Here is a 26,134-nt window from a genome sequence, read left to right as displayed (position 1 = left end):
GGCAAAAATAAAAATTAAATGACTAATTGTAATAAATAACAAATATTACAATGAACGAATAATAATATTTTTTCTATAAAAGTTTTATCCCTTTGTGAAAATAGGATTTATGCTAGAATACCCGCAGCCAGAATAAAGACGATGTAAATGCCGGAAAAAAAATTATCTCAAGAACAGTTGATTTTTTTATTAGAAGTGACTGCTCGGCAACTAAGTAGCATCATTGAGATGCTCAAAAAAGTATCTCCTGACAATTTACCAGACACAAAATTAGTGACTACTGTAGAAGTTTTAGCAGAAACGGCTCAGATAATTGCAGCAGATCTCGAATCTGCTCTAACTCCCAAAGTAGTCTCCCCAAATTCATATAAAGAAAACATTACAGAACGAGACAAATTAACTAACCCTGAAGTTCCTAAACCATCATCAATTTCTGTCGCTAATTTGGAAAAAGCTAATGAATTTAAAATTTGGTGGAATAGTTTTCTAAATACATTTCGTTTAATCTTACCCTCTAGTTGGAATACAAATCTATCCAATGGAGTAATTACTATAATTATTGTCAGCGTACCAATCTTAATTATATCTACCTCGACTTTACTGTTACCTCTACTCTTAACCCCTTCAGCTGAAAATACGTCTGTAACATCTCAACCCAAAGTTGCAGACACTCTCTCCTCATCACAATCTATTAAAACATCTCAACCTGTAGAAACATCACTACTTACTGAGCAAAAATTGACTCCGGAACAAAATTTGGTTGAAGCAATCCGACATGATACCATTGATCTAGTAAATCAATATCCAGAAGGATTAATAGAGCTCATTAAAGTTAATTTTAAAACAAGTCGTTTAATAATAACATTAGGAAATCAATGGTATCAACTAACACAAAAAAAACAAGATACATTAGCTGGTAGTATGTTTAAACATTCCCAACGTTTGAACTTTCGTAAGTTAGATATAATTGATTTTCAAGGTAATTTAATCGCTCGTAGTCCAGTGGTAGGAAAAGATGTCATTATTTTTAGCAGATAAATCAGATTATTTAATTTATCTGCTAAAATTATATTCAATTGAGGAGTGTTAAACACTAATGGTAGATTCAATTTTATATCAAGAAAATACTTTTGTTGTCTTAGAAACAGATCAGCCGGAACAGATTTTTACTACACAAGAATTGTTGGAAAAACTCAAGAAAGTTTTATTAACTTGTCAAGATAATTTACCTAGAGATTTGAAGAAATTGACTTTAATTGATGAGCAAGCAGAGTTTTTAAAAAATAATTTTTGCGAGCTTGACGTAGGACCTGATAATTATTTGCAATGGTATGCAATTCGCCTAGAAAAATAGTTGTGCCGGTTGCCCTTTTGAGTGAATTTATAATGAGGAAACAAAAATCTCTCCAATCGAGTCCTAAGATTTTAGTCATCGTTAATTAGTAACGAATCAATGCATGTTACGAATAAGTTTTTACTATTTACAATCTTTTTTGCAAGTTCTTTTGTAGTTCCTCCTGTCGTCACTCCTAATAGATGTTATGACGTGGTTTGGTCCGCTGATATTAAATCCTTTGGTGCAGATGGACAAAATGGTCAATCTGGACAAGCCGGTCGAAATAATAAAAATAGTGATGATCTAACTCTATTTGCCGATGGTTCTCCTCTCATCTTAGACTTAACTGGTCTTGATGGAGAAAAGGGAAAAAATGGTCAAGATGGGAAAGCTGCCAACTGTGAGTCCCAACCGATTGACGTTTCCTATAATCTTCAAGCACCTAGTGGTGGTAATGGTGGTAATGGTGGTAATGGTGGTGATGGTGGTAATGGTGGATCTTTAGTTATCTACACTACTAATATTACTAATCTTGAGCAGATTCATATCAATGCAGCGGGAGGGAAAGGAGGGCAAGCTGGCTTTGGGGGTAAGGGGGGTCAAGCTTGTCAATGTAGTAATTCCTATTGGAATCTAGAAATCTGTACAGGAAACCCTGGTGATTCTGATTATCGTTGTACAACAGGTGAATTTCATTGTCAAGATGGAATACAAGGGTCTAATGGTATGACTGGACTTAAGGGACGCAATGGAGTCGTGGGAAAGTTGACATTAATTAACCTTGATAAGCCTTTAAAACCAGATGAGCCTGCCGCGACTGTAACAATGGCTACTCTCAAGAAAAAGGGTTACCTTCTCTCAAAAAATAAATGGGAAACTCGTAAAGGCGCAATAGCTTTATTTTCTCCCGGTTCAATCATTGATGATCAATATTTAGCTCTTACTGAGCGTATAGAAAGATCATTCCTATTAGTATGGAATGCCCCTCAACAATTTTCTAAGTTTGCCAATCAGAAGATAACTCTAGGATTAGAAGACAGCCAAAGAATTAAAATCGATCTTCCTGACAATCTTTGGATTGAAGCAACAACCCAACAGCAAAATAAACTGACTCAGTTTATTGTTTATAATGCAATTCGTTCTGAAGATGCAACACAACTAGGTAGTGCACAATTATCTGGTAGTAAAAGTAATCTTCAGTTAACTTTAATTGATAAAGGACAACAGTCTGATTTGATTTCCACTAAGTTCAAAATAATTTACAAAACAACTCGTTCTGATGCTCGTTTCCGTTCTGTTTCTGATTATATTACTCGATATGATGGAAACATCCCTGAGGAATTGGTTACACTTGATGGAAATAAGTTCACGCTCAAAATTGGCAAGTTACCTATAAAAACTAACGAGTTAAAGTCAGGGTTAGGTGTAGAAATTAAAATTTTAGCTATTCGTTCGTTTGCAGGTTATTCTGCTAAACAAAGTCTTACAGTTAAAAATGTACTCAAATAGTCTTAATAGATAAAATTTAAGATAATATACTTTGCATAAAAGTACTTTCTATTTTTATTAAAAGTAGAAAGAGTAAGATCAAGATAAAAAGATAGAAAATAATAATTATCAAATACTTTTATATAAATTTCATTGCCATAAATACTTTACAGAAGTAAAATAAAAGCGGTAACCAGCAAAAATTTTCAGATTAATCTAATTACTCAATTTAGTTTGAGCAAATAGTAAAAATAATTAATAACTAGGATAGTACATTACAAGTAAACTAGAACTCACTCAATTTTATTGGATTATCAACAATATATTTATGTCTACTTTACATGGAAATTGGATTAGTCAAACGGATAAAAGTTTTTTATTTATTTGGGGAGAAGCTTGGCAAAGCAACTATTCTAACATATCTTCTGAAAAATCAATAAATTTACATCCTTTTCTTTTAAATAAATTAGAGATAATTAATTTTTTAAAATGTAATAATTTAGATTTATCCTATAAAATAGAAGAAACATGGACTAGTCAAATTATTAATTTGCCCAGTACTAAGATCCATGGCAAAAATATCGATGTTCCTTGTTTATCTTCTCAGTTAGAATCAAGTACTTATAACACATCAAAAAAAATAAAGAATCCTCTTTTTCTAAAAAAATGGGAAATACAAGGATTTTGTTTAAAAAACATAGAAGTTATAAACTTTTTTAGACAATTACCTTTAGGTTTGCCAGGTAATAATGGAGATTATTTAGGTGAGGATTTAATATTTTGGACTCATATTTACCGATGGAGTCTTTACTTATTAGCCAAAGGAAAGTTTTTACCAGGACTCACTTATTTAAAAACAGAAAATCCTCATAGCAAATGGTTTTTAACTTTAGATAGTACTTTTGATCAAACCAGACTTTTTGAATTTAGTAACTTGATGCCTGCTGGATGTTTGGCTTATTTAAAAGAGTTTGAATCCGAGATTAATATCAAAAAAAATTATTTAGAATCACAAAAATTAATCTTAAATTTCATCGATAATATTGTTAATAATTATTTGCGTTTATTTTCCCAATCTAGTCCTCTCCTTAATCAAGATTTATTAGTTCAACGATGGTTAAAATCTTTGACTGAAATAAACCCTGTTTTTACAGCTTCTGTAAATGATTGTGAAAGACTAGAAAATGCCTTATATAATTGGACTATATCTATTCAAGAATATTTGGTTACTTCGACTAGTATAGCTTTGGGAGTTAATCAATTTAGAGTATGTTTTGGGCTAGAAGCTCCTGACTCACAAACTGTCAATTCAGCTGATAGTTACTGGAAATTAAAATATTATTTACAGGCTTTAGATGATAGAACAACTTTAATAGGTGCTCAAACTATCTGGGAATATCCTGTTGAACAGTTATTATGGAGAGGAAGAATTATTGAAAAGCCTCAAGAGACATTATTAAAAGGATTAGGATTAGCTTCCCGTCTCTATTCACCTATTGCGGAAAATTTACAAGAAAGTCAACCTTTATATTGTAAACTTAATTCTATTCAAGTCTATGACTTCATTAAATCAAGTGCGACAATATTAGAAGATAATGGACTAGGTGTTATTTTACCTTCTAGTTTAGCGAGAGGAAAAGAAGAGAAAAGATTAGGAATTAGTATTGAAGCTGAGGTTAAACTAGAAAAAAAGGGGTATTTAAACCTAAAAAGTTTATTAAACTACCAACTTAAATTAGCCATTGGTCAACAAGTAATTTCTCAAGAAGAGTTTAAAAAGTTATTAGATCAGAAATCTCCTTTAGTAGAAATTAACGGAGAATGGATAACGCTACAACCATCTGATATTCAAGCAGCAAAAACAATTTTAGACAAATCTTATGATTCTCTAGAATTATCAGTTGAGGATGCTTTACGCTTCAGTGTAGGAGATAGTAAGATAATTGCTAGACTCCCTGTTATCAATTTTAAGTCATCTGGAATTTTAAAAGAGCTAATTAATAATTTTACGAATAATCAATCAATCAAAATAGTTGATACTTTTCCAGAATTTAAAGGAGAATTACGCCCTTATCAAAGAAAAGGGGTCAGCTGGTTAGCTTTTCTTGAAAAATGGGGATTAGGAGCTTGTTTAGCAGACGATATGGGGTTAGGAAAAACACCTCAATTACTTGCTTTTTTGCTCCACTTAAAGGCAGAACAAAAGTTAACAAAACCAATATTAGTAGTTTGCCCAACCTCTGTATTAAATAACTGGGAACGGGAAGTTAAAAAATTTTCTCCTACCTTATTAAGTTTAATTCATCATGGACAAAACCGAAAAAAAGGAAAGACATTTGCTAAGGCTGTAAAAAATAAACAGTTAGTAATTACAAGTTATTCTCTCGTTTGTCGAGATACTGAAACTTTAGAAAAAGTTGAGTGGAAAGGATTAGTTTTAGATGAAGCTCAGAATATTAAAAATCCCCAAGCCAAACAATCTCAAGCAGTGCGTAGAATAGAAACAGAGTTTCGAGTTGCTTTAACAGGAACACCTATAGAAAACCGTTTGTTAGAACTATGGTCAATTTTAGATTTTTTAAACCCAGGATTTTTAGGAACCCAGCGATTTTTTCAGCGTCGTTTTGCTGAACCCATTGAAAAATATGGAGATCGAGAGTCTTTAGAAATATTGCGATCACTAGTGCGTCCTTTTATCCTAAGACGCTTAAAAAGCGATAAGAATATTATCCAAGACTTTCCAGAAAAACAAGAAATAAATGTATTTTGTGGCTTATCTTCTGAACAAGGTAAACTATATCAAGAATTAGTAGATAATTCGCTCCAGAGACTAAAAGATAAAACTGGAATTCAACGTCAGGGAATAATTATTTCATTATTAATAAAACTCAAGCAAATTTGCAATCATCCAGCACATTTTTTAAAAGAAAAACAAATAAAAACATCCGAGCATTCTGGTAAACTAATGAGATTGGAAGCGATGTTAGAGGAGTTGATAGAAGAAGGTAATCGCTCCTTAATTTTTACACAATTTTCTGAATGGGGAAAACTCTTACAATCTTACTTACAAGAGAAATTCTCTCAAGATGTTCTCTTTTTATACGGTGCAACTAGTCGAGAGAAACGACAAGAAATGGTTGATCGCTTTCAAAATGATCCTAATGGACCTACTATTTTTATACTCTCTTTAAAGGCGGGAGGAACTGGATTAAATTTGACTCGTGCTAATCATGTTTTTCACATTGATCGATGGTGGAATCCTGCAGTAGAAAACCAAGCAACAGATAGAGCATTTCGTATAGGACAAAAACAAAATGTACAAATTTATAAATTTATTTGTACTGGGACATTAGAGGAAAAAATTAATGATTTACTAGAAAGTAAAAAACAATTAGCAGAGCAAACTGTTGATGTAGGAGAAAATTGGCTTACTAAATTAGATACTGAACAACTGAGAAAATTACTATTACTTGATCATAAAGCAATTATTGATGAAGAGTAGAGAGGAAATTAAACTAAACTAGATATATTAACTTCATAATTTTTTCACAAAAATACTAATTATATTATCAATTATTAGTATTTTTTAAACTAACTAATTTAACTTCTTTCCATACTTCGTTATTTTGCTGAAAAACTTATTGAATTTATCTAATATCTTATAGTAATATCGAAATATTTTTTTATTGTTGTTAAAATGCTATTTACTATATTATTTTTTTAGTAAAAATCATTTTAAATTACTTTATATTTCTAGATAAATATGAACTCATAAAATCTGTATTTTTCGTACACACGTGTTTTTAAATTTGACTTTATAAAAATTTTCTTAAATAATTGTTTGATGATTTGATGGATATATCTATATTTGTCATAGATAGATAATAGCAACTTTCATTTTGTGTAAACAGTAATATATATTCAGTATAATAGATAATTTTTGGATGCTAACTCAATAGTTTAACTCCCATTTTTATTTAAACCAAGCTAGATATATTTATTTGTTATTAAAAATTTAAATATATTGTAGAAAATCAAATCAAGCCAAATATTAAAATAAAAAATTATATAAATAGTTATGAATTATATGGACTGAGATGATCAGAATTAATTAAAATATTTGATAAAAATAATCTTTTAAGGAGAGAGCTAAGATTGATATTAATTAAGTTAAAATACTTTTAATATTTTATACAGACATCTTTAATCCTAGATTATCGAAACAAGTTATCTATTAATAAATAAAAACTAAATTATCGGCTAGTCAACTGACTAAGTAATTCTTGAAATACAACAACATAACAAGTTAATATAATGAGATAACTAAACAGAAATACAAGTATAGTAACTCTCCTATGTAGTAAACTATTTATTTGAATATGTTATATTCAGTGTCTATTTTATTTAATTCATAAAAAAATTACAGGGTTTAAAAACTAGGATAACCATTAAGCTCGTATTTGGACTTAACAATATAAAGTAGACAACTAAATATCATATAAGGAGCATGATTTATTTGAGATAAATTTTAATTTTTTAGAAAATAAACAAAATTTTAGGTGGAAAATATTCTATTCATTATTTCCTGACAAGATTATTTTATTATAAATTTAAAATTATACTACATATATTGATTAATCTCTCATCAAACTCAATTAGGGAGAGTTCTAGTTGACCAATGAAAACTTGGATTAAAGACAAAATTCCTCAAGTTTCACCAGAAGCTTTAAATCAATTACGCCAGGAACTGCTAGAAGAAGCTAAGCTCGAGACTAATTTTTTAATTTTAACTTTTAGTTCCTGTATCATAGCCAGTTTGGGACTATTAATGGACAGTGCTGCTGTGATTATAGGAGCAATGTTAATCGCACCATTAATGTTACCTTTGAGGGCGTTAGCGCTCGGCGCACTAGATACAAATGGAAAACTTTTAGAAACCAGCTTATTAACTCTGAGCATGGGCACTCTAATATCTATCATTATATCAGGACTAGTGGGAGGGCTTTTCGGTGTTCCTGCGGCTTCTTTTGGAGGGGAAATCTTAGCACGGACCCAACCAAACCTGGCAGATTTGGGAGTAGCGGTAATGGCAGGAGGGATTAGTGGGTTTGCAAAAATTCAACGCAAAATAAGCGACGCGCTAGCGGGAACCGCAATATCAGTAGCCCTAATGCCCCCACTGTGTGTAGTAGGTATTGCTCTTTCTCAACAAGATTGGCAACTTAGTAGTGGCTCCTTCTTTCTCTATTTAACTAATTTATTAGGGATTACTCTGTCTTCTCTATTTGTTTTTACTTTAGGGGGGTATCATCTCAATTACAGCCGCACTGGAAAAGCACTAGGAGGATTTTTTGTAATGACGGGACTTCTGATTTTTCCTTTATTTATAAGCTTTTGGAATCTTATTCAAGAAGAACGATTTGAAGCTGATATAAAAAAAATTCTCCAGAATAAAACAATTACTGTTGGACAACAAACGGAATTAATTAAATTTGAAGTTCAATGGCCTCGAGTTCCTTGGAGTAAGAAAAGTCCTACAGTATTTTTGACTGTTCAAGAAAATGCAGATAATCCTGTTACCCCAAATCAGATTCGCTTAGTAGAAACTTTGCTGGAACGCTCCTTAGGAAAAAAATTTAAGTTGGTTTTTCTAGCGAGTGAATTACGAGAAGTGCGTGCGGATCAAGAAGAGAAACTCTCCCCCTATTTACTGTTTGATCCTCTTCCTCCCCCACTGATGCATCGAGATGAACGTGATTCATCATCCTCTTCTTTTTCTCCTTCACTTCGGGTTGACTAAAATTTCAAAACACTTCTATTTCCTTCAGATTAGTCAGCTTATCAAGCTGCAATGTGTCACATAACCTTAATCTATTGGTTGAAATAATTAGAGTAGATCAGGCATAATTCAGTTTTTAACTATCCAGATTACAGTTTTTTTGCTAGACAAATTCTAGGAAAGTGTTAACTTGAGTTATTAGATTAACAAATGAGCATTTCATTTCGTCGAGGAAACAAAAGATATGGTAGCCACCCCAATCAAAAAAAAATACGATATTAAAGATATATCCCTGGCTTCTAAAGGACAGCAGCGCATTGAATGGGCTGCAAGAGAAATGCCTGTGCTTAAGCAAATCCAAAAACGTTTTGCTCAAGAGAAACCATTTGATGGAATTCGTTTAGTTGCTTGTTGTCACGTTACAACTGAAACTGCAAGCTTAGCGATTGCCCTAAAAGCCGGGGGAGCAGATGCTGTCCTTATTGCTAGTAATCCTCTTTCTACCCAAGATGATGTAGCAGCTTGTTTAGTAGCTAATTATGCTATCCCCGTTTATGCAATTAAAGGGGAAGATAATGAAACTTATAATCGTCATGTTCAAATAGCTCTTGATCATAAGCCTAATATCATCATCGATGACGGTAGTGATGTGGTTGCTACTCTGATTAAGGAACGACAACATCAGATAAGTGATATCATTGGAACCACAGAAGAGACCACTACCGGCATTGTTCGTTTAATTGCAATGTTGAATGATGGAGTTCTCACTTTCCCTGCGATGAACGTTAATGATGCTGATACTAAACATTTCTTTGATAACCGCTACGGAACTGGACAATCTACCCTTGATGGTATTATCCGCGCCACCAACGTTCTTCTAGCGGGTAAAGTCCTTGTGGTAGCTGGCTACGGTTGGTGTGGTAAAGGTGTTGCTATGCGTGCTCGTGGATTAGGTGCCAATGTTATTGTCACTGAAATCGATCCCGTTAAAGGGATTGAAGCTGCTATGGATGGTTTCCGTGTTATGCCTATGACAGAAGCGGCTACTTGTGGAGATATATTTGTAACAGTTACTGGAAATAAGCATGTTATTCGCACTGAACATTTCGATGTTATGAAAGATGGTGCGATGATTTGTAATTCAGGTCACTTCGATCTTGAAATTGACCTACAATCTTTAAGGGCAAAAGCACGTGAGGTTAAAGAAGTTCGCAACTTTACTCAAAAATATGCTCTACTCAATGGTAAGTCTATCATTGTTCTAGGAGAAGGTCGCTTGATTAACTTGGCTGCGGCAGAAGGTCATCCTAGTGCAGTAATGGATATGAGTTTTGCTAACCAGGCTTTAGCTTGTGAATATTTAGTGAAAAATCGGGAAAAATTAAAGCCAGGAATCTATAAAATTCCTAAAGAACTTGACCAAGATATTGCCACGCTGAAATTAAAAGCAATGGGCATTACTATTGATACTTTAACTGCAGAACAGACCCAGTACATCAATTCCTGGACTGTCGGAACTTAGCCTAAATCACTAGGGGTGAGCTTACCCCTAGTGATTTAGGCTAAATGGTAAATAACTATTAACTAGTTATTCTTTAAACAAAATTAGTACAATATGGTATGGCAAAACTTTCTGTTGAATTAGAACACTATTTTTTTGAAGAGAAAAGATATTCAGATATTAAAATTACTGATATTTTATCATTAGCTGGAGAGCGAATTTTTGGATTTTTATTTATTGTTCTAGCTTTACCTTCTGCTCTACCAGTTCCTGCTCCAGGTTATTCTATTCCTTTTGGAATTTTAATATTTCTCTTAGCTATTCAACTGATTGCAGGCTATAAAGTGCTCTGGTTTCCTCATAGGATAATGAAGGGGTCAATCAAACTAGAAACAGTACAAAAATTTTTAGAAAAAGGTCTCCCTTGGTTAAGAAAACTTGAAGCATTAACTCACCCTCGTATGACCTATATTTGTACAAGTTTACCAGGAAGAGTTGTGATAGGTGTGGCTATTGCTTTAATGTCTATTTTTATGATGATTCCTATTCCTGGAACTAATACCCTGCCTGCAATCGGAATTTTTGTAACTGCTTTTGGGTTACAAGAAAATGATGGGTTCATTAGCCTAGGAGGACTAGTTATTTGCTTGATTGCTGGCAGTATGTCAACTCTAATTATCTTTTTAGGAAAAGAGGTTATTGAGGGAATTGTTGATCTTATAAAATGGTCTTTAAGTGGTTAAAATTATAAACTTTGTATGATTATAGATCAACTGTAGATACCTAGATCATGACTTATTCTTCGATTCGGCCTGCCAAAATTAGCTTTGTTATCCCTAATTCTATTGCTGAGGAAGTTGGTTTTGAAGTAGGGGACTCTTTAGTAAATATTAATGGAGTCCAGTTGCGTGATTTGATAGATTATCAGTTTTTATGTGCTGATGAATACTTGAAATTGGACGTAGTTGATAACAAGGGGAAAATTTATTACGTAGAGCTTCAAAAAGACTATGATGATGATCTAGGGTTAGAGTTTGAAAAAGTCTTATTTGATGGATTGATTCAATGTAATAATCATTGTCCTTTTTGTTTTATCGATCAACAGCCTTTAGGAAAGCGAAACAGCCTTTATTTAAAAGATGATGACTATCGCTTGAGCTTTCTTTATGGCAGTTATTTAACTTTAACTAATTTATCTCAAAAGGAATGGGAGCGTATTGAAAGGATGCGTCTTTCCCCTTTGTATGTTTCAGTTCACTCAACAGAAGCTGATGTACGAACTCGCCTATTAAAAAATCACCGTGCTGGACAAATTATTGAACAATTAAAATGGTTTCAAGAACGACAGTTGCAAATTCATGCTCAAGTGGTTGTTTGTCCAGGAATTAATGATAGTTTTCATTTGGAAAAGACCTTGACTGATTTAGCTTTATTTCATCAAGAAGATATTCCAACAATTATTTCTACTGCAGTAGTTCCAGTAGGATTAACTCGCTTCCGTCCTATAAAAGATGAATTAATTCCAGTCACCAGAACTAAAGCAAAAGAAGTGATTAAACAAGTTCAATCTTTACAAAAAGAATTTTTTCATAGATTTAATAGTAATTTTGTTTGGTTAGCTGACGAATGGTTTTTGATTGGTCAAGAAGAATTGCCTCCGGAATCCCACTATGAAGACTATCCACAAAGTAATAATGGAGTTGGTTCAATTCGTCAATTTATCAGGGAATTTGAAGCAACGGCAAAACAGTTATTACCTGCTAAAATTAATGGGTCAGCAACTTTTACTTGGGTAGTTGGAAACGCAGTAGAAAAGGCTTTTCTACCTCTTGTTGAACGGTTAAACGCAGTGGATGGATTGACAATTATTCTAGAAGCATTACATAGCGATTATTGGGGTCAAGAGACAACGGTAACTGGATTATTAACAGGGGAAGATTTATTAAATCAATTACAGGGAAAAGATTTAGGAAATGGAATATTATTACCCTCGATTATGCTTAAATACAATGATATTTATTTTCTGGATGATATGACAGTTGAAGAACTAGCCCAACAATTAAATGTTAGAATTTTTCCTATCACTGGAACTGAAGAACTTATTAAAACGTGTTTACATAATTCTACTCTGTCTACATAATTAGACTTATAGAGTATCGAAGCCGTATTCTAAGAAGCCGTATTCTAAAAAGATAAAGTCTATATTTTAGATTAAATTAATGAGTCACTATACTTTTTTTATTTAGCTACATTAAAGTTTATACTTACTATTTATAACAGTTAATCACAAACAATACAAAAAAATGGACAGGATAGTGCCCTGCCCATCTGAAATCATGAAATTTTTGAAAAAGTTGCAAAAAAGCCTTAAAATTTCATTTCAGCCGCTTGCACCCTTTCGACTTGTTTCTTCTTAAGAACTAATAGGATTTGAGCTAACATAATCCCTGCTAAGAAGATTAATAACCACTTAACTCGTATGGGACTTTGTAAAACAATTTCTGTATCTTTTTGCCCAAAACCCCCAATATTAGGATCGCTAGTGAGAGCTTCTCCTACTACCACTTGTTGTCCTTCAGAAACAATTAACTGAGGACCTGCAGGGATTGTTTCTACTACATCACCATCGGCTGTTGACAAGGTAACAGTATATCCACCATCCTCGTTCAGACTAATAGTGGAAACCTTTCCAGCTTCGGATGCTTTAAAAACATTATTATTACTAGATTGCCCGGTAGGATATATTTGACCTCGACCGCGGTTAGCTCCCAAGTGAATAGGATATTTACCAAAATTCACAGTTTTATCTGTGGCAGGGTCAGGGGATAAAACGGGGAAAACAATCTCTTGATATTGGTCTCCAGGTAAAGGACCAACAAGAACTACGTTTTCTTGGTCTTCACGGTAGGGTTGGAAATAGAGCCCTCCAGTCTTTTCTTGCATTTCTTCAGGAATGCGATCAGATGGAGCAATCTTAAAGCCTTCTGGTAACATGAGGACAGCCCCCACATTTAGACCACCTTTAGATCCGTCTCCTAACAGCTGTTGAGAATTAAGATCATAAGGAATTTTTACCACTGCCTCAAAAACCGTATCTGGTAGAACTGATTGAGGAACGTCTACTTCAACAGCCTTTTCTGCTAAATGACAGTTTGCACAAACAATACGTCCAGTTGCTTCTCTAGGTGTTTCTGGGGCTGTTTCTTGTGCCCAGAAAGGGTAGGCAGCCGCCTCTTGGGGAAAAGCAACATCATTAAAAATATAGAGGGCAAAAGTAGCACAAGCGATCAAGATTATTTGCATCGTAACCTGCTTACTTACTTGCCAAATTGCCGAGAAATCGGGTGTTCTCATTGCTAAGTCAAACCACTCAAGTCTTAAATGTTAACATTACCTAGGATCGAGACAATTGACTGAATTATACCCACCAGGGGTTTTCATCAGTTCGAAAATCCTTTTCTGTCCAAGTGCTAAAAATTACTTTGCCGTTGTCATCAACATTAGTATGAGCCAGCATTAATGATAAGGGAGCAGGTCCGCGCGTAACCTTTCCCTCGGCATCATATTGAGAGCCATGACAAGGACAAATAAATTTTTCTTCACTAGTGTTCCAAGGAACAACACAACCTAAATGGGTGCAGACAGCATTAATTCCATAATCAGCGAGAGTGTGATCTCCCTCAACTACGATATAAGTAGGATCGCCTTTCAAACCTTGAGCTAGAACACGATTACCTGGATTGTGAGTCGCTAAAAATTCGCTAGCAATGACGTCATTACCAAGAGCATCTTTAGCTGTTACACCGCCACTAGCCCCACCACTAGAAGAAGGAATAAAATATTTAACCACGGGATACAATGCCCCAGCTGCTACGCCGGTAATTGTTCCGAAAGTCAATAAGTTCATGAATTGGCGACGCCCCATATCGGGGACATCGGACGAACCAGATACTTGAGTCATAACCAATTGTTATTTGTCTACGTTTGCTGATACTTCTGCTCACTAAGAGTCAGGTAGTTACTCGTCTGTGCTGCTTAGAAAGGGTATAATAGCAACCTTGAGCTAAGTTGAGGACACTTTCACAGAGAACTCAAGTTGCATCATCAGGCCATGCAGTTGTGTCCTTGCCTTGAAAACAGATCACAAGTCCGTCTTAAATTATGGCAGAAATTTGTCCAGAAAACTTAGTGAGTTTGTCTATAAATTAATAACACTAATACGAATTAATACGATGAATTCTCTTGATTTAGCTTTTGCCCCTGCTTTAGAATTAGCCCAATTAATTCGTGATCATCAAATTTCACCTTTAGAATTAACTCATGTTTACCTTAATAGAATTAAACAATATGATCCTCAAATAGGCAGTTTTTTCGCTATAGCAGAGGACCTGGCTTTAGCTGAGGCTAAAGCTAAAACAGAACAGTTGATCCAGACTTCAGATACTAATACTCTTCCTCCTTTTTTTGGAGTCCCTACGGCAATTAAGGATCTTAATGCTGTTGCACGAATGCCTTTAAGCTATGGAATTTCTGTCTTTAAAGATAAGGTTGTCGACTATGATGACGAAGTAGTAAGGAGAATCAAAAAGGCAGGGTTTATTATACTAGGTAAAACAGCTACTTCTCAATTGGGTTCTTTTCCCTATACAGAACCTCCAGGATTTCCTCCTACTCGTAATCCTTGGCATCTGGATTATGTGGCGGGTGGATCGAGTGGTGGAGCAGCCGCTGCTGTAGCTGCCGGATTATGTCCTATTGCTCAGGGTTCAGATGGGGGGGGATCAATTCGTATCCCAGCTGCTTGTTGCGGATTGGTGGGGATTAAACCTTCTAGAGGTCGGGTATCTAATGCTCCTGTAGGGGACTTTCAAAGTGGGATTTCAACCCATGGACCATTAGGGCGAACAGTAGCCGATGCAGCAGCGTTATTAGACGTGATGGCAGGCTATACAACAGGAGACCCTTATTGGTTAGCATCCCCAAAAATTTCTTTTTTAGAGGCTACTCGTCAGTCTTCAGCACCTCTTAGAGTTGCCTTTTCTACTACAATAGATCCATTTCCTGAACCTGAACAAGTAATTAAAGAAGTAGTTTATAAGACAGCTAAGTTATTAGCAGATATGGGGCACGAAGTAGAATATAGTTGCCCTGATTTTCATAAATTAACTAATCCTTTTAAGCAAATTTGGCAAGCAGGAATTTTAGCTACCGGAGTTCCATTAAAACTATTGAGTCCTATCAATCAGTGGTTAGGAGAACAGGCAAAAACAACAGAAAAATATTTACAAGCAGTTCACCAAATGCAAATTATTTCACGGCAAATAGTTGCTTTTTTTGATTGCTTTGACTTGCTAGTTTTACCTGTTTATCTAAAACAGCCAATTAAGATAGGAGAATGGTCTAATTTATCTCCAGAAGAAACTGTGGAAAATATTATTAAATGGATTGCTCCTTGTCCTCCTTGCAATGCGAGCGGGTTACCGGGAATCACCTTATCGATGGGACAGGACAAAAACGGGTTACCAGTAGGGGTTCAATTAATTGGAAAACCTGCCGATGAATTAACATTGATTCGGGTGGCAGCAGAGTTAGAAAAGATGACTGATCGTCTTTTATTTAAAATGATTGAGTTATAAATTAGCAATCAATTCAATTTACTTATCTATAGTACAAAATAGTAAATTTAACTTTTGGAGCGATAGCTTAAGTAGTCAAAGAATTATTATAATTGTTCATAACGCGCCCACAACTCCAGAACTTATTGTAATATCTCTGGCTAATTTCATCGCCTTCTCCTGAAAAAGAATCTATTGCAATACCATTTCTACCCGTCTCTTTACAAGAACTATGAACATAGTATCCATTTCCTAAATAAAGAGCTACGTGATTTACTTTTTCTTCTCCAAAAAATATTAAATCTCCAGCTAACAGATCTTTTATCTCAATTCTTTTTGTAAAAGCTTCTTGTTGATGAGAATCTCTTGGTAACCAAATCCCCGATACAGCAAAAGCTCTTTGTATTAACCCGGAACAATCATAATTGGGTCCAATAGTTCCTCCCCATAAGTAATAATTAGGCTGTTCCATAGCTACTTTAGTGAAAGTAATAATTTTTTCTAAACGAGATACAATATCATTACGATTAAAGACGATGGGAGTATAAGGTTTACTTACAGGTTTTAATGCTAGTAGTCGAGTAAGGGGTAACCATGCTAAATAATTGTCTTCCTTTAAACAAACTTGAACTGCTTTCCTCCTGGCGGTGTTTGATAAAACGGTTAAATTTCTTCCAATAGCAGCCTGAGTGGCTAGCTCTTCGCATTGTGAAGAATTAAACAGATCTAAAGGAGTATCATTACAATATTCAGCATATAGTGAGGGAAGTAGAGAATTGAGATAAGTCATAATTTGAGATAAACAAAGAAGGAGATTTACCTAAGGAAAGAATGATTTAGACATTATTGAAATGAGATATGAGATAAGGAAATTAAACGATGGTCAAAATTTTAATTTTTTGATAAATGTTTCTAACACAACACTGTGTGTTCACAATAATGTCAAGATATGAGGATAAATCGTAGCGAATTTTTTTTTAAAATTCGCTACGATTTATTGTGAGGATTTAACAAAGAGTTAAGTATATTTAAGCACATCTATGACCTTTGACTTTACATTAATCTCTAAATACCCGTTAGGAATTATTCAAAATGGATTGTCGCCACATAAAGTTCTCTATAGACAAAGCTAAGGTTGATCTTATACAACTTCAAGCATTGTTCAACGAAGTAGCCTTTTGGGCAAGAGAAAGAACTCTTGAAGATTTAAAGATTGCACTTATGAACAGTGATCCAATTGTCACTGTTTGGGATACAACTAGGATGATTGGCTTTTGTCGGGGGACATCTGATGGAATTTATAGGGGAACGATCTGGGATGTGCTTGTTGGCACAAAATACCAAGGATTAGGTCTAGGACGCAAATTGGTAGAAACAGCTCTAAGTCATCCGTCGATGTGTCGGGTTGAACGAGTTTATTTAATGACAACTTACCAACGAAAGTTTTATGAACGCATTGGCTTTCAAGAAAATAAATCGACTACGATGGTATTACAGCAGAATACTTATGAAATAAATTCTCTGCCTCTGAGTGGAGAATCTTTTGAGCCGATACTAAAAGAGTCTGAACAAGTATTTAGGTAATTTCTCATGAAGACCATAAGGTAGAGATTTTCTCCTTTTAGGACTCTATAAGATAAGTAATTTATACGGTTAATCGAGCCAATTTTTCGATAACTTTACATAGAAGAATATGTGAATCAATATCGGAAAGCGATGCATAATTCACATATTACTTTTAATAATCAATGCTCGTTTACAACAAATAATATTTGTTAGCTACTAAGGAGATAAACTCACACGAGTATAGTATAAACAAGTAGTTGAAACAGAGTGATTGCTGAATATTAAATTTTTAAAAAACTAGGTTAGTAGAATTAGAGTAGTAAAAACTATTGACTTTAACTGTCCACTTCAAATTGTATCCATAGCGATAAGGAGAATAGAAAGACAATATTAAAACAAAAGAAAATATAACTTCAAATTTTAATTACTTAAAATTTGGGTGGATGTGTAAGAGAATATAATCACAAAAAACTCATATAAATTTGACAATAAAGAGCAAGATTGTAGTTCAATATTAAAAGTAAAGATAACTGAAAAGTAAAAATATATTATTTTATTTAAATTTAAATTGTACTTACTGCTAACTTTTTTATAAATAGTTTAAAACTATCTTTTAACTATTTTTATTAATAAATTTGATGTTTTTTACTCTATTTGCCTCAACGTCATTTTGTATTAAAAACAACATATTTATTGTTTTTTATTATTGATTAGTTTTTATAAGTTATTTGTCTCTTTATTTAATTATTATAGTTAGATAGACAAAGTGTATATGCTAATATTTCAGTTTAGAAAATTATGAACAGTAATAATATCTTTAGATAAATCTAGAATCTATTCTACTACTTATAATTCATTAATCACAACTTTTCCTTGTCGCAAAGTTATCCATCCATTTTCTGTCCATTTTACAACAGTTGAGGGGATTCCACTTGCATGTTTTTCTTTAAAAGCCAGCTTGCTATCATCTAAAGTGTAGACATCAAGGAAAGTTGTTGCAATAGCTGTCATTGTTTTTAAGGGAGGATATCCTGATAAATTAGAACTTGTAGTAGCCAAACATCCCGTTTTTGCTAAAATTTCTTGGGCAATTTTATGCTTAGGAATACGAATGCCAATAGTATTTGAATCAATAGAATTAATCGTTGCTGGGGCTAAAGATGAAGCAGGTAATACTAAAGTTAACGAGCCAGGCCAATAACGTTTAGCTATTTGTTGCCAAGTAGCTAACTCTTGGGGAGTTCCTTTTACATACTGCCAGATATCTTTTGTAGATGCTCCCATTAGAATTAAGGGCTTATTAAGAGAACGTTTTTTAAGAGAGAATATCAAGGAAGCACATTTAGGTATAACTCCCAGAGCTGGGACAGTATCTGTAGGAAAACTAACCACCTTACCAGCTTGTGCGACTTTAATTAATTGAGATTGGCAAACCTTAGGCATTGTTTTACGAAAGTAATTACTATAAGTCTGTTAGAGTTCTAAAAAGATTTAACTATTAACTATCTCATTAGTTTAGATTGTTATGAGCAACAATATCAATGTTGATTTAATAATAACAGTAACTTTTATACTTATTTTTGAATATCATAAACACTCTCCAATATTAATTATAAATAAATTTACTTTGAAAGAGATGCATTATTATAATATATGTGGTTCAAATTTATATATATTAATTTACATCTTAATAAATCAGTTTCTTTTTAACTTATATTCTATAAATAAAATCTATTGAAGTAAGAAAATAAGAACGTTAAGACAATCAAATTTAAATATGAAATAAAATTCATGATTGTTGTAAATATAAGTATATAAGTTCTATGATGATAATCATAAAAGTGGGCGTAATATTTTTTGCTTTGCAATGTAAAAATTAACCTATCCAGGAAAACATTTAGCATATTAATACAACCAACAATTACTCTTTTAAACTGAATATAATTAACGAGAATCGACAACTTATAATTTTTTTAATCCAATTAGTTTACAATTAAATTTATTTGTTTTTATAAGAAAAGTTTTAGAACTATTAAAAACTTTTCTAAGTAAAAATTTTTATTTTTGTTTATTAAATATTTTTACTCTATATTTAGCAAAAAATAAGGTGATTAGCTGTTATATATTCAAATAATATTTGAGAGATGTCATTTGGATAACTTTGTTGAGTTAGCTGTATTTCTATTTAATTCTTTTCAGTTTGTTCTGTCAATATTACGTTATTATATGTTTTATATGAATAAGTAATTCAGTTTTTATTCATAATTTTTTTAATAAATAAGAAATAAATATAATATTAGTTGATGATGTTATATGTGTGATAAGGTAATGCTATTTTAATTAAAATCAAGAAAAATACAATTAATTATCTTTTTATGTATAAAAAAATATATCAAACTTGTCGACTCTAAGATATAGTTAAGTTTATAAAAGTCAAAATCTATCTTAATTAGACATAAAAAACAATACTTGACTAAATAAAATCAGTATAAATAATTATTACCTAATTAAATTAAAAAGGGGACAAGTCATCAGCTGTATCATGAAACTATAAGTTCGGAATATATTCTTTATTCTCTTCTCTTTATAGGTTATTGTCACATAATAAGTTCAGTAGAATTATTTTTTTTATGGTGTCCTTAACAGGTATCATCTATAACTGAACCACAAAAAATTTAACTAGGATATAAAGATGATTGACTGGACCGATCAAAATATAGGGCAAGGTTGGGTAAAAAAATTATTTTGGATAGGAGTTATTATTACTCTAGTAATTTTTATATTGAATTTTGCCTTAATAGGGTTTGGTGTATACGGAGATGGAATAGGATACTATACACCTCTACGTTCCTTAATTTTTGATGGCGATCTTCGGATTTACGATGAATATGAATATTTATCTCATTCTATGTCTAATTTTGGTGGGGGTGTTCGTGTAGATAAAGCTATTCCTCAATACAGCAAATATACCTTGGGTTTGGGATTGATTCTATCCCCTTTTTTTGTTTTAGGACATATTGTAACCTTAATTGCTAATGCTTGTGGAGCAGAAATTGAGCCGAATGGACTGACTTGGAGCTATGAATTATTCTATTGTCTAGGCAGCATTATCTTGGGCATTGTGGGGTTAATTGTTTGCTATAAAGCCACTCGGTTATTTTTTAGTCAAACTGCTTCTATTTTAGCCATAGCAGGGATTTGGTTTGCCTCTCCTTTGAGCTTTTACCTTACTCTAGAAGTTTCTATGTCTCATGCTGTTTCTCAATTTTTAATTTCTTTATTTCTTTATATTTGTATTTCTACAGTTTGGGTAAAACAACGTCGTCAACAAATTTTATTAGGATTAGTTTTAGGATTAGGAGCATTCGTTCGTCCTCAAAATATTTTGTTTGCTGTCATTCCTGTTACTATGATTGTTTGGAAAATAATTGATAGATTTGTTAAAGTTAACACAATTGGTAGAAATAGTTCCTGGAAAGGGATTATTCAATTTTCAGACATTACTCCATTAGCCGTTATAGGATTAGTAGCTTGTTTAATGCAGCTTCCCCAAATTTTTATTTATCAATGGCAGTATAGTAGTTTTTTTAAAATCCCTTATCTAGAAGAAGGGGGAGCTGAAGGGTATGAGTCTAGTTTTGACTGGATTAGACCTCAAATTGGCAATGTGTTATTTTCTGGACATCGAGGGCTATTCTTTTGGCATCCTGTGTTATTTTTGAGCATTATTGGCTTGATTTTAGTTTATAAAAAATTACCGATATTAGTGACAAGTTTTTTACTAGCTTTTGGATTACAAGTTTATTTAGTTGCTTCTTGGTGGTGTTGGTGGCAAGGCTCAAGTTTTGGGGGAAGAATGTTTATAAATTGTAGTTTGATTTTTGTCTGGGGATTAGCAGCTTTTTGGGATAATTTATCCTGCAAGAGAACACTACTAATCGGAGTGGGTGTGACTCTATTTTTAATGGGATGGAATGTTTTATTAATTTTACAGTATGAATCAGGGATGATTCCTTCAGAGGAGGCTGTTACTATTAAAGAAATTTTACACAATCAATTGTTTTCCATTCCTTACTTTATAGATCATATTTTCAATCGTTGATCGTTAATTGATTATTTTTTAATTTAAAAGTTGTGATTATTTATCCTAAGTTGTTGGTCGTAACAGTAAATTTTAAACTTAATGAGTTGATAGTCGGCTATCATGTAGGGTGAAATTTTAGTAACTTTTAATCGCAGCATGTCTTTTATTATCCCTTCTAAAAATTTAGCCTGGTTGTATCGAGGGACTCATGAGATTTTTCCTCATCAACCCGATTCATATAATCTTGAAGAAAATCTTGAACAATACTTGAAAAAATGTGATCGTCCTCTCAGAGTTAAACTAGGGATTGACCCCACAGGTTCAGACATTCATCTAGGCCATAGCATACCTTTTCGAAAGTTAAGAGCATTTCAGGATGCAGGCCATACTGCTGTAGTAATTATAGGGGATTTCACTGCACAGATTGGCGATCCAACAGGAAAATCAGAAGTTAGGAAACAATTAACATACAAACAGGTTAAGGAGAATGCCAAAAACTATTTAGAACAATTGCCTCCTATCCTTGATTTCGATACTCCAGGAAGATTAGAAATTCGCTATAATTCTGAATGGTTGCAAGAATTAAACTTAGTTAAAATACAAGAATTATTAGCAACGATGACTGTGGGACAGATGTTAGCTAAAGAGGGATTTACAGAAAGATTCAAACAAGAAAATCCTATTTTTCTCCATGAGTTTTTATATCCTTTAATGCAGGGTTACGATTCAGTGATGGTTGATGCAGATATAGAATTAGGGGGAACGGATCAAAAATTTAATATTGCTGTAGGAAGAGACTTGCAAAGACATTTTGGAAAATCTCCTCAATTCGGTTTATTATTACCTATTTTAATAGGAACAGATGGTCATCAAAAAATGTCTAAGTCTCTCAATAATTATGTTGGATTGAAAGAAAATGCATTGTCAATGTATTCAAAGTTAGAAAAAGTTCCAGACACTGTGATCAAAAGTTATTTTGAGTTACTAACTAATGTTTCTCTAGAGAATTTATCTAAAAATCCGAGAGACTGTCAAAAACAATTGGGTATTGAAATTGTCTCTCAGTTCCATGGAACTGAGTCCGCTGTGACTGCCCAAAAAACCGCTGAAGAATTAGTGAAAAAAAGAAGTGTAACCTCGATAGATGTCGTAGCTGAATATGATCTCTCTAAGGTAGAGTTTCCTGCAAAACTATTTTATGTTTTGAACGCCAGTGGATTATGTAACAGTAGTGGAGAAGGAAGACGACAACTTCAAGGAGGTGCAGTTCGTCTAGATGGTGATCGTATTACCGACGTTAACTTAAGTTTTAAAAGTGCTGAAGAACTTCAAGGTAAGGTATTGCAAGTGGGAAAGAAAAGATTTGTAAGATTAGTTTAAATTATTAACACCGAATATAATTATTATAGCTTTTTCATTCCAAGACTCTTTAATATGAATAGATTTCTAGGGCTAAATCAAAAGTTAGTGTAGCATATTTTCTTTTCAAAAACTACTACAAATTTTTTAGATAAAATAATATAAAAAACAGTTTAAACAGAAAAAAACTGATCAGACATATATAAAACTTCTCATCTAGTTTTCTGTTTATTTACACTTCACTATTATTCTATAGAATAACCCCTATAGTCAACACAGAAAAAAGTTCAAAAGTATACAAACAAAATAAATGGTTAATATACATTTTTTGCTTTTTCTCTCAGAAAACAACATTTTGTGCATCAGTATTCTTCAGTTCATCTCTAAGGTAGTTTTGTTTGAAAAAATACTATAGCTTCAGGAATATTTAAATTTTAGAAAAGGACAAATAAAAATATTGTCTTCTTGTTATAATATAAATTGATTTATGTCATAACAAAAAGTTCTTTAGCAGTTGCAAAGCTTAAATTCATAAAATAATTCTTATATTTGTTTGTGTTTATTTGTTAAACATATATATTTTGCATCAAAATAGAAATTTTTACAGTTAAACAGTACGATACATTTTATTTATTTCTCTGGACACTTAATAATTTTCAGGAATAAATACAGGGTTTTAAAAAATTCTAGAGATTCATTATTTCTCCAGAATTTATATTAAGTTAGTTAATCACAGCTTGTTCAAAAGAAATAGGAGAAACTCCTGCTAAATTTAAAATATTAGGAATCAAGTCTTCGCGTTTAATAGCCATAACATGAACTCCTTGGCATAATTCTCTAGCCAGTTTTACTTGTTCTGCAGCAATCTTAACTCCTTCTTGTAAAGCATCCTCTGCATTAGCCAATCGTTGAATAATTGTTTCAGGAATTTTAACGCCGGGAACGTTACGATTAATAAAATTAGCATTTTTAGCCGATTTCAAAAGAAAGATCCCCGCTAAGATTGGTTTGTTTGTTCCTGCAGCAATTTGATGCATAAACTTATCTAATTGATCAAAATCTGTAATCAATTGACTCTGAAAAAATTGTGCACCCGCTGCTAATTTTCGTTCGAATCTTCGCTGTAACCCAGACCAACTAGGACATTGAGGATCAACTGCTGCCCCAGCAAATAGATCCAGAGGATCATCAGGAAGAAATTTATTGTTAAAATCAACCCCACGGTTAAGATTGTCAATCATTTTGAGCAGCCTAACAGATTCCAACTCAAATATTGCCTTTGCTTTTTTATGATCACCTGCGTTAACCGGATCACCAGTTAACGCCAGAACATTACGTAATCCTAGGGCATAAGCCCCCATTAGGTCAGCTTGTAGTCCAATCACATTACGATCACGGCAAGCCATTTGACAGATAGGCTCTATCCCATATTGCAACAACAAGGCTGAAGCCGCGATAGAAGACATTCGCAAGACAGCCCGACTTCCATCAGTTACATTAACCCCATGAACTCTCCCTTTGAGTTGTTGGGCCATCTCTACCATACGGACAGGATTTCCTCCTTTGGGGGGAGTCACTTCCGCAGTAATTAAAAATTCTTTGTCTTGAATAGCTTGTCGAAAACGATTGATCATAAGAATGATGATAGATAAGATTAAAGATTTTTAGGTAGTTTTTAAAAAGGTACTAAATAGCCCAAAACTAATTTAATTCGTTCTAAAGTTTGGTTGGCAACAGCTTCAGCTTTTTCTTTTCCCTTTTTCAAAACTGATTCTAAATAGTCCTTATTACCCATGATGTCTTTATATTTCATTTGAATAGGTTTAAGCGCTTCTACTGTTGTTTCACTTAATAATGGTTTAAATTTTCCCCATCCCATTCCTTGACATTCAAAGATTACTTCTTCTTTTGTTTTACCTGATAGTAAACCGTATAACTTTAATAAGTTGTTACATTCAGGACGTTCTAGATTATCAAATTCTAGACCTCGAATAGAATCAGTTTTACAGCGTTTGATCTTTTTAATGATTAATTCAGGAGGATCTAATAAATTGATACGACTCATATCCGAAAGATCAGATTTAGACATCTTACGTGTACCATCAGTTAGACTCATAATCCTTGCACCTTCAGTTCTTATTAAAGGCTCAGGAATTTTCACAACTGGGCTCTCAGGAGTCGCAAATTGATCATTTAAACGGGTAGCAATATTGCGAGTCAATTCTAAATGTTGTTTTTGATCTTCTCCTACGGGAACGCAATCAGCATTGTACAGAAGAATGTCGGCAGCCATCAGCACAGGATAGTCGAGTAGACCGACACTGACATTCTCTCCTTGTTTAAGCGCCTTTTCCTTGAACTGTATCATTCGTTCTAGCCAACTGAGAGGAGTGATACAGTTTAGTAGCCAAGCTAGTTGACTATGAGCTGTTACATGAGACTGGACAAAGATGGTTGCATGCTCCAAATCGATGCCACAGGCTAAGTAAAGAGCGGCAATTGTGTAGGTATCCTGGGCTAAAATTTGAGGGTTGTGGGGAACTGTAATGGCATGTAAGTCTACTACACAAAAGAAATTATCATAATTTTGCTGAATCTTTACCCAATTGTTAATTGCTCCTAAATAATTACCTAAATGTAGATTTCCTGTGGGTTGAACCCCTGATAATACTCGTTGTTTGCACATTCTTGATTATACTGTTAATGATTATGGCTTATCCTTCATCATAGTAATTATCGACAAGCCGAAAGTGTACCTAAATTTTTAAACTGAAAATCTGTTCCTATTATTGGGTACTTTAATCATCGAAGACAAAAAATACATAGATTAAACAAAGATTGCTTTGTGTTTAACAGATTAGGGGAACAAAAATTTGTTCCCCTTATGTAAGTGATTGATCGCCTTGTTTTTTATCTTAGTCTTAACGGTAGTAATTATGCTACTTTACACTAATTAACTAGAGAATACCGCTATCAACCAAGTTTAATAACCTTGGGGCGACTATATATTGAAAATAGGCGTTGTTTCTACTCTTTAGAAACCATTACGGCCCCAAACAACCATTGCTAGAGACCAGGTAAATAAAGCTAAAATACCAACCCAACCGAGAGCCAAAATATCCATAGTTGTTTATGTCTGTGACTGATGTACTTGTTCAAAATTACAGATTCTATGATACTTCATCTTAGGTAGGGTTATGGAAGTACTGGGAGAGGAAGTATCAAACTCGTAATATCTTAAATCGTTTAACGGAAAAAGTTTAGAGTTAATTGTTTTTAATACAATTACCTGATTGTCAGGATAATTAATTAATTCATCATAAAATTATTCCTTTAAAGCTCATCTATTTTAAGATTATGAATAATATAGTTAAAGTTAGAGATTACTCTATTGAGTGGAGAATTA

Annotated in this window: 19 protein-coding genes; 12 read left to right on the top strand and 7 right to left on the bottom strand. The window is 33.2% G+C overall.

What is annotated here, in order from left to right; genetic code table 11:
- Nucleotides 1–147 precede the first annotated feature (147 nt).
- From OXU93_RS06655 to OXU93_RS06620, 8 genes are all read left to right on the top strand, one after another.
- Complete coding sequence (locus tag OXU93_RS06655; RefSeq protein ID WP_267383407.1) at nt 148–1,038, top strand: hypothetical protein; 891 nt, start codon at nt 148–150, stop codon at nt 1,036–1,038.
- A 58-nt stretch (nt 1,039–1,096) separates the two neighbouring features.
- Nucleotides 1,097–1,354, top strand: coding sequence for a chlororespiratory reduction protein 7 (locus OXU93_RS06650; protein WP_267383406.1), 258 nt, complete (start codon nt 1,097–1,099; stop codon nt 1,352–1,354).
- Between the two features lie 99 nt (nt 1,355–1,453).
- Nucleotides 1,454–2,845, top strand: a complete 1,392-nt coding sequence (locus tag OXU93_RS06645; protein ID WP_267383405.1) for a collagen-like protein — start codon at nt 1,454–1,456, stop codon at nt 2,843–2,845.
- Between the two features lie 307 nt (nt 2,846–3,152).
- Nucleotides 3,153–6,326, top strand: a complete 3,174-nt coding sequence (locus tag OXU93_RS06640; RefSeq protein WP_267383404.1) for a DEAD/DEAH box helicase — start codon at nt 3,153–3,155, stop codon at nt 6,324–6,326.
- Nucleotides 6,327–7,502: 1,176 nt separating this feature from the next.
- A complete protein-coding gene (locus OXU93_RS06635) occupies nt 7,503–8,624 on the top strand; it encodes a TIGR00341 family protein (RefSeq protein WP_267383403.1) in 1,122 nt (373 codons plus the stop codon).
- A gap of 223 nt (nt 8,625–8,847) precedes the next feature.
- Complete coding sequence (ahcY, locus tag OXU93_RS06630; RefSeq protein WP_267383401.1) at nt 8,848–10,125, top strand: adenosylhomocysteinase; 1,278 nt, start codon at nt 8,848–8,850, stop codon at nt 10,123–10,125.
- A gap of 98 nt (nt 10,126–10,223) precedes the next feature.
- A complete protein-coding gene (locus OXU93_RS06625) occupies nt 10,224–10,847 on the top strand; it encodes an exopolysaccharide biosynthesis protein (protein WP_267383399.1) in 624 nt (207 codons plus the stop codon).
- Between the two features lie 47 nt (nt 10,848–10,894).
- Complete coding sequence (locus OXU93_RS06620; RefSeq protein WP_267383398.1) at nt 10,895–12,244, top strand: TIGR03279 family radical SAM protein; 1,350 nt, start codon at nt 10,895–10,897, stop codon at nt 12,242–12,244.
- A gap of 227 nt (nt 12,245–12,471) precedes the next feature.
- Here the strand turns inward: OXU93_RS06620 and petA are convergent, their stop codons facing one another.
- Complete coding sequence (gene petA, locus OXU93_RS06615; protein ID WP_267383397.1) at nt 12,472–13,458, bottom strand: cytochrome f; 987 nt, start codon at nt 13,456–13,458, stop codon at nt 12,472–12,474.
- Between the two features lie 64 nt (nt 13,459–13,522).
- Nucleotides 13,523–14,065, bottom strand: coding sequence for a cytochrome b6-f complex iron-sulfur subunit (gene petC, locus OXU93_RS06610; RefSeq protein WP_267383396.1), 543 nt, complete (start codon nt 14,063–14,065; stop codon nt 13,523–13,525).
- A 271-nt stretch (nt 14,066–14,336) separates the two neighbouring features.
- On the opposite strand from petC, the gene OXU93_RS06605 reads away from it, so the two are divergent.
- The gene (locus OXU93_RS06605) at nt 14,337–15,740 is read left to right on the top strand and encodes an amidase (RefSeq protein ID WP_267383394.1); all 1,404 of its coding nucleotides are present in this window, start codon (nt 14,337–14,339) and stop codon (nt 15,738–15,740) included.
- 67 nt (nt 15,741–15,807) lie between these two features.
- Here the strand turns inward: OXU93_RS06605 and OXU93_RS06600 are convergent, their stop codons facing one another.
- Nucleotides 15,808–16,509 (bottom strand): C40 family peptidase, encoded by a 702-nt coding sequence (locus tag OXU93_RS06600; protein WP_267383393.1) that lies wholly within the window; start codon nt 16,507–16,509, stop codon nt 15,808–15,810.
- Between the two features lie 302 nt (nt 16,510–16,811).
- Between OXU93_RS06600 and OXU93_RS06595 the strand changes: the two genes are divergently transcribed.
- Nucleotides 16,812–17,303, top strand: a complete 492-nt coding sequence (locus tag OXU93_RS06595) for a GNAT family N-acetyltransferase (protein ID WP_267383392.1) — start codon at nt 16,812–16,814, stop codon at nt 17,301–17,303.
- An 828-nt stretch (nt 17,304–18,131) separates the two neighbouring features.
- Here OXU93_RS06595 and OXU93_RS06590 read toward each other — a convergent pair.
- The gene (locus OXU93_RS06590) at nt 18,132–18,728 is read right to left on the bottom strand and encodes an L-threonylcarbamoyladenylate synthase (protein WP_267383391.1); all 597 of its coding nucleotides are present in this window, start codon (nt 18,726–18,728) and stop codon (nt 18,132–18,134) included.
- Nucleotides 18,729–19,977: 1,249 nt separating this feature from the next.
- On the opposite strand from OXU93_RS06590, the gene OXU93_RS06585 reads away from it, so the two are divergent.
- Together OXU93_RS06585 and tyrS are read left to right on the top strand one after the other, a co-directional pair.
- The gene (locus tag OXU93_RS06585) at nt 19,978–21,387 is read left to right on the top strand and encodes a hypothetical protein (protein WP_267383389.1); all 1,410 of its coding nucleotides are present in this window, start codon (nt 19,978–19,980) and stop codon (nt 21,385–21,387) included.
- Nucleotides 21,388–21,534: 147 nt separating this feature from the next.
- The gene (gene tyrS, locus OXU93_RS06580) at nt 21,535–22,749 is read left to right on the top strand and encodes a tyrosine--tRNA ligase (protein WP_267384837.1); all 1,215 of its coding nucleotides are present in this window, start codon (nt 21,535–21,537) and stop codon (nt 22,747–22,749) included.
- Between the two features lie 701 nt (nt 22,750–23,450).
- On the opposite strand, the gene OXU93_RS06575 is transcribed toward tyrS, so the two are convergent.
- The 3 genes from OXU93_RS06575 to petN form a co-directional block, all read right to left on the bottom strand.
- A complete protein-coding gene (locus OXU93_RS06575) occupies nt 23,451–24,362 on the bottom strand; it encodes a methylenetetrahydrofolate reductase (RefSeq protein ID WP_267383388.1) in 912 nt (303 codons plus the stop codon).
- A gap of 41 nt (nt 24,363–24,403) precedes the next feature.
- Complete coding sequence (gene trpS / locus OXU93_RS06570; protein ID WP_267383387.1) at nt 24,404–25,414, bottom strand: tryptophan--tRNA ligase; 1,011 nt, start codon at nt 25,412–25,414, stop codon at nt 24,404–24,406.
- Between the two features lie 348 nt (nt 25,415–25,762).
- Nucleotides 25,763–25,852, bottom strand: coding sequence for a cytochrome b6-f complex subunit PetN (gene petN / locus OXU93_RS06565; RefSeq protein WP_044105772.1), 90 nt, complete (start codon nt 25,850–25,852; stop codon nt 25,763–25,765).
- Nucleotides 25,853–26,134 lie beyond the last annotated feature (282 nt).

The sequence above is a fragment of the Cyanobacterium sp. uoEpiScrs1 genome, from assembly GCF_947331815.1.
Classification (GTDB): domain Bacteria; phylum Cyanobacteriota; class Cyanobacteriia; order Cyanobacteriales; family Microcystaceae; genus Rippkaea.
This window is presented reverse-complemented; position numbering and strand designations above follow the sequence as displayed.

Coding starts and splice junctions, on each gene's coding strand:
- OXU93_RS06655 (WP_267383407.1), top strand. CDS start 148: ATGCCGGAAAAAAAATTATCTCAAGAACAGTTGATTTTTTTATTAGAA.
- trpS (WP_267383387.1), bottom strand. CDS start 25,414: ATGTGCAAACAACGAGTATTATCAGGGGTTCAACCCACAGGAAATCTA.
- petA (WP_267383397.1), bottom strand. CDS start 13,458: ATGAGAACACCCGATTTCTCGGCAATTTGGCAAGTAAGTAAGCAGGTT.
- OXU93_RS06645 (WP_267383405.1), top strand. CDS start 1,454: ATGCATGTTACGAATAAGTTTTTACTATTTACAATCTTTTTTGCAAGT.
- OXU93_RS06575 (WP_267383388.1), bottom strand. CDS start 24,362: ATGATCAATCGTTTTCGACAAGCTATTCAAGACAAAGAATTTTTAATT.
- OXU93_RS06590 (WP_267383391.1), bottom strand. CDS start 18,728: ATGCCTAAGGTTTGCCAATCTCAATTAATTAAAGTCGCACAAGCTGGT.
- OXU93_RS06620 (WP_267383398.1), top strand. CDS start 10,895: ATGACTTATTCTTCGATTCGGCCTGCCAAAATTAGCTTTGTTATCCCT.
- ahcY (WP_267383401.1), top strand. CDS start 8,848: ATGGTAGCCACCCCAATCAAAAAAAAATACGATATTAAAGATATATCC.
- petN (WP_044105772.1), bottom strand. CDS start 25,852: ATGGATATTTTGGCTCTCGGTTGGGTTGGTATTTTAGCTTTATTTACC.
- OXU93_RS06595 (WP_267383392.1), top strand. CDS start 16,812: ATGGATTGTCGCCACATAAAGTTCTCTATAGACAAAGCTAAGGTTGAT.
- OXU93_RS06585 (WP_267383389.1), top strand. CDS start 19,978: ATGATTGACTGGACCGATCAAAATATAGGGCAAGGTTGGGTAAAAAAA.
- OXU93_RS06625 (WP_267383399.1), top strand. CDS start 10,224: ATGGCAAAACTTTCTGTTGAATTAGAACACTATTTTTTTGAAGAGAAA.
- OXU93_RS06600 (WP_267383393.1), bottom strand. CDS start 16,509: ATGACTTATCTCAATTCTCTACTTCCCTCACTATATGCTGAATATTGT.
- OXU93_RS06605 (WP_267383394.1), top strand. CDS start 14,337: ATGAATTCTCTTGATTTAGCTTTTGCCCCTGCTTTAGAATTAGCCCAA.
- OXU93_RS06635 (WP_267383403.1), top strand. CDS start 7,503: ATGAAAACTTGGATTAAAGACAAAATTCCTCAAGTTTCACCAGAAGCT.
- petC (WP_267383396.1), bottom strand. CDS start 14,065: ATGACTCAAGTATCTGGTTCGTCCGATGTCCCCGATATGGGGCGTCGC.
- OXU93_RS06640 (WP_267383404.1), top strand. CDS start 3,153: ATGTCTACTTTACATGGAAATTGGATTAGTCAAACGGATAAAAGTTTT.
- OXU93_RS06650 (WP_267383406.1), top strand. CDS start 1,097: ATGGTAGATTCAATTTTATATCAAGAAAATACTTTTGTTGTCTTAGAA.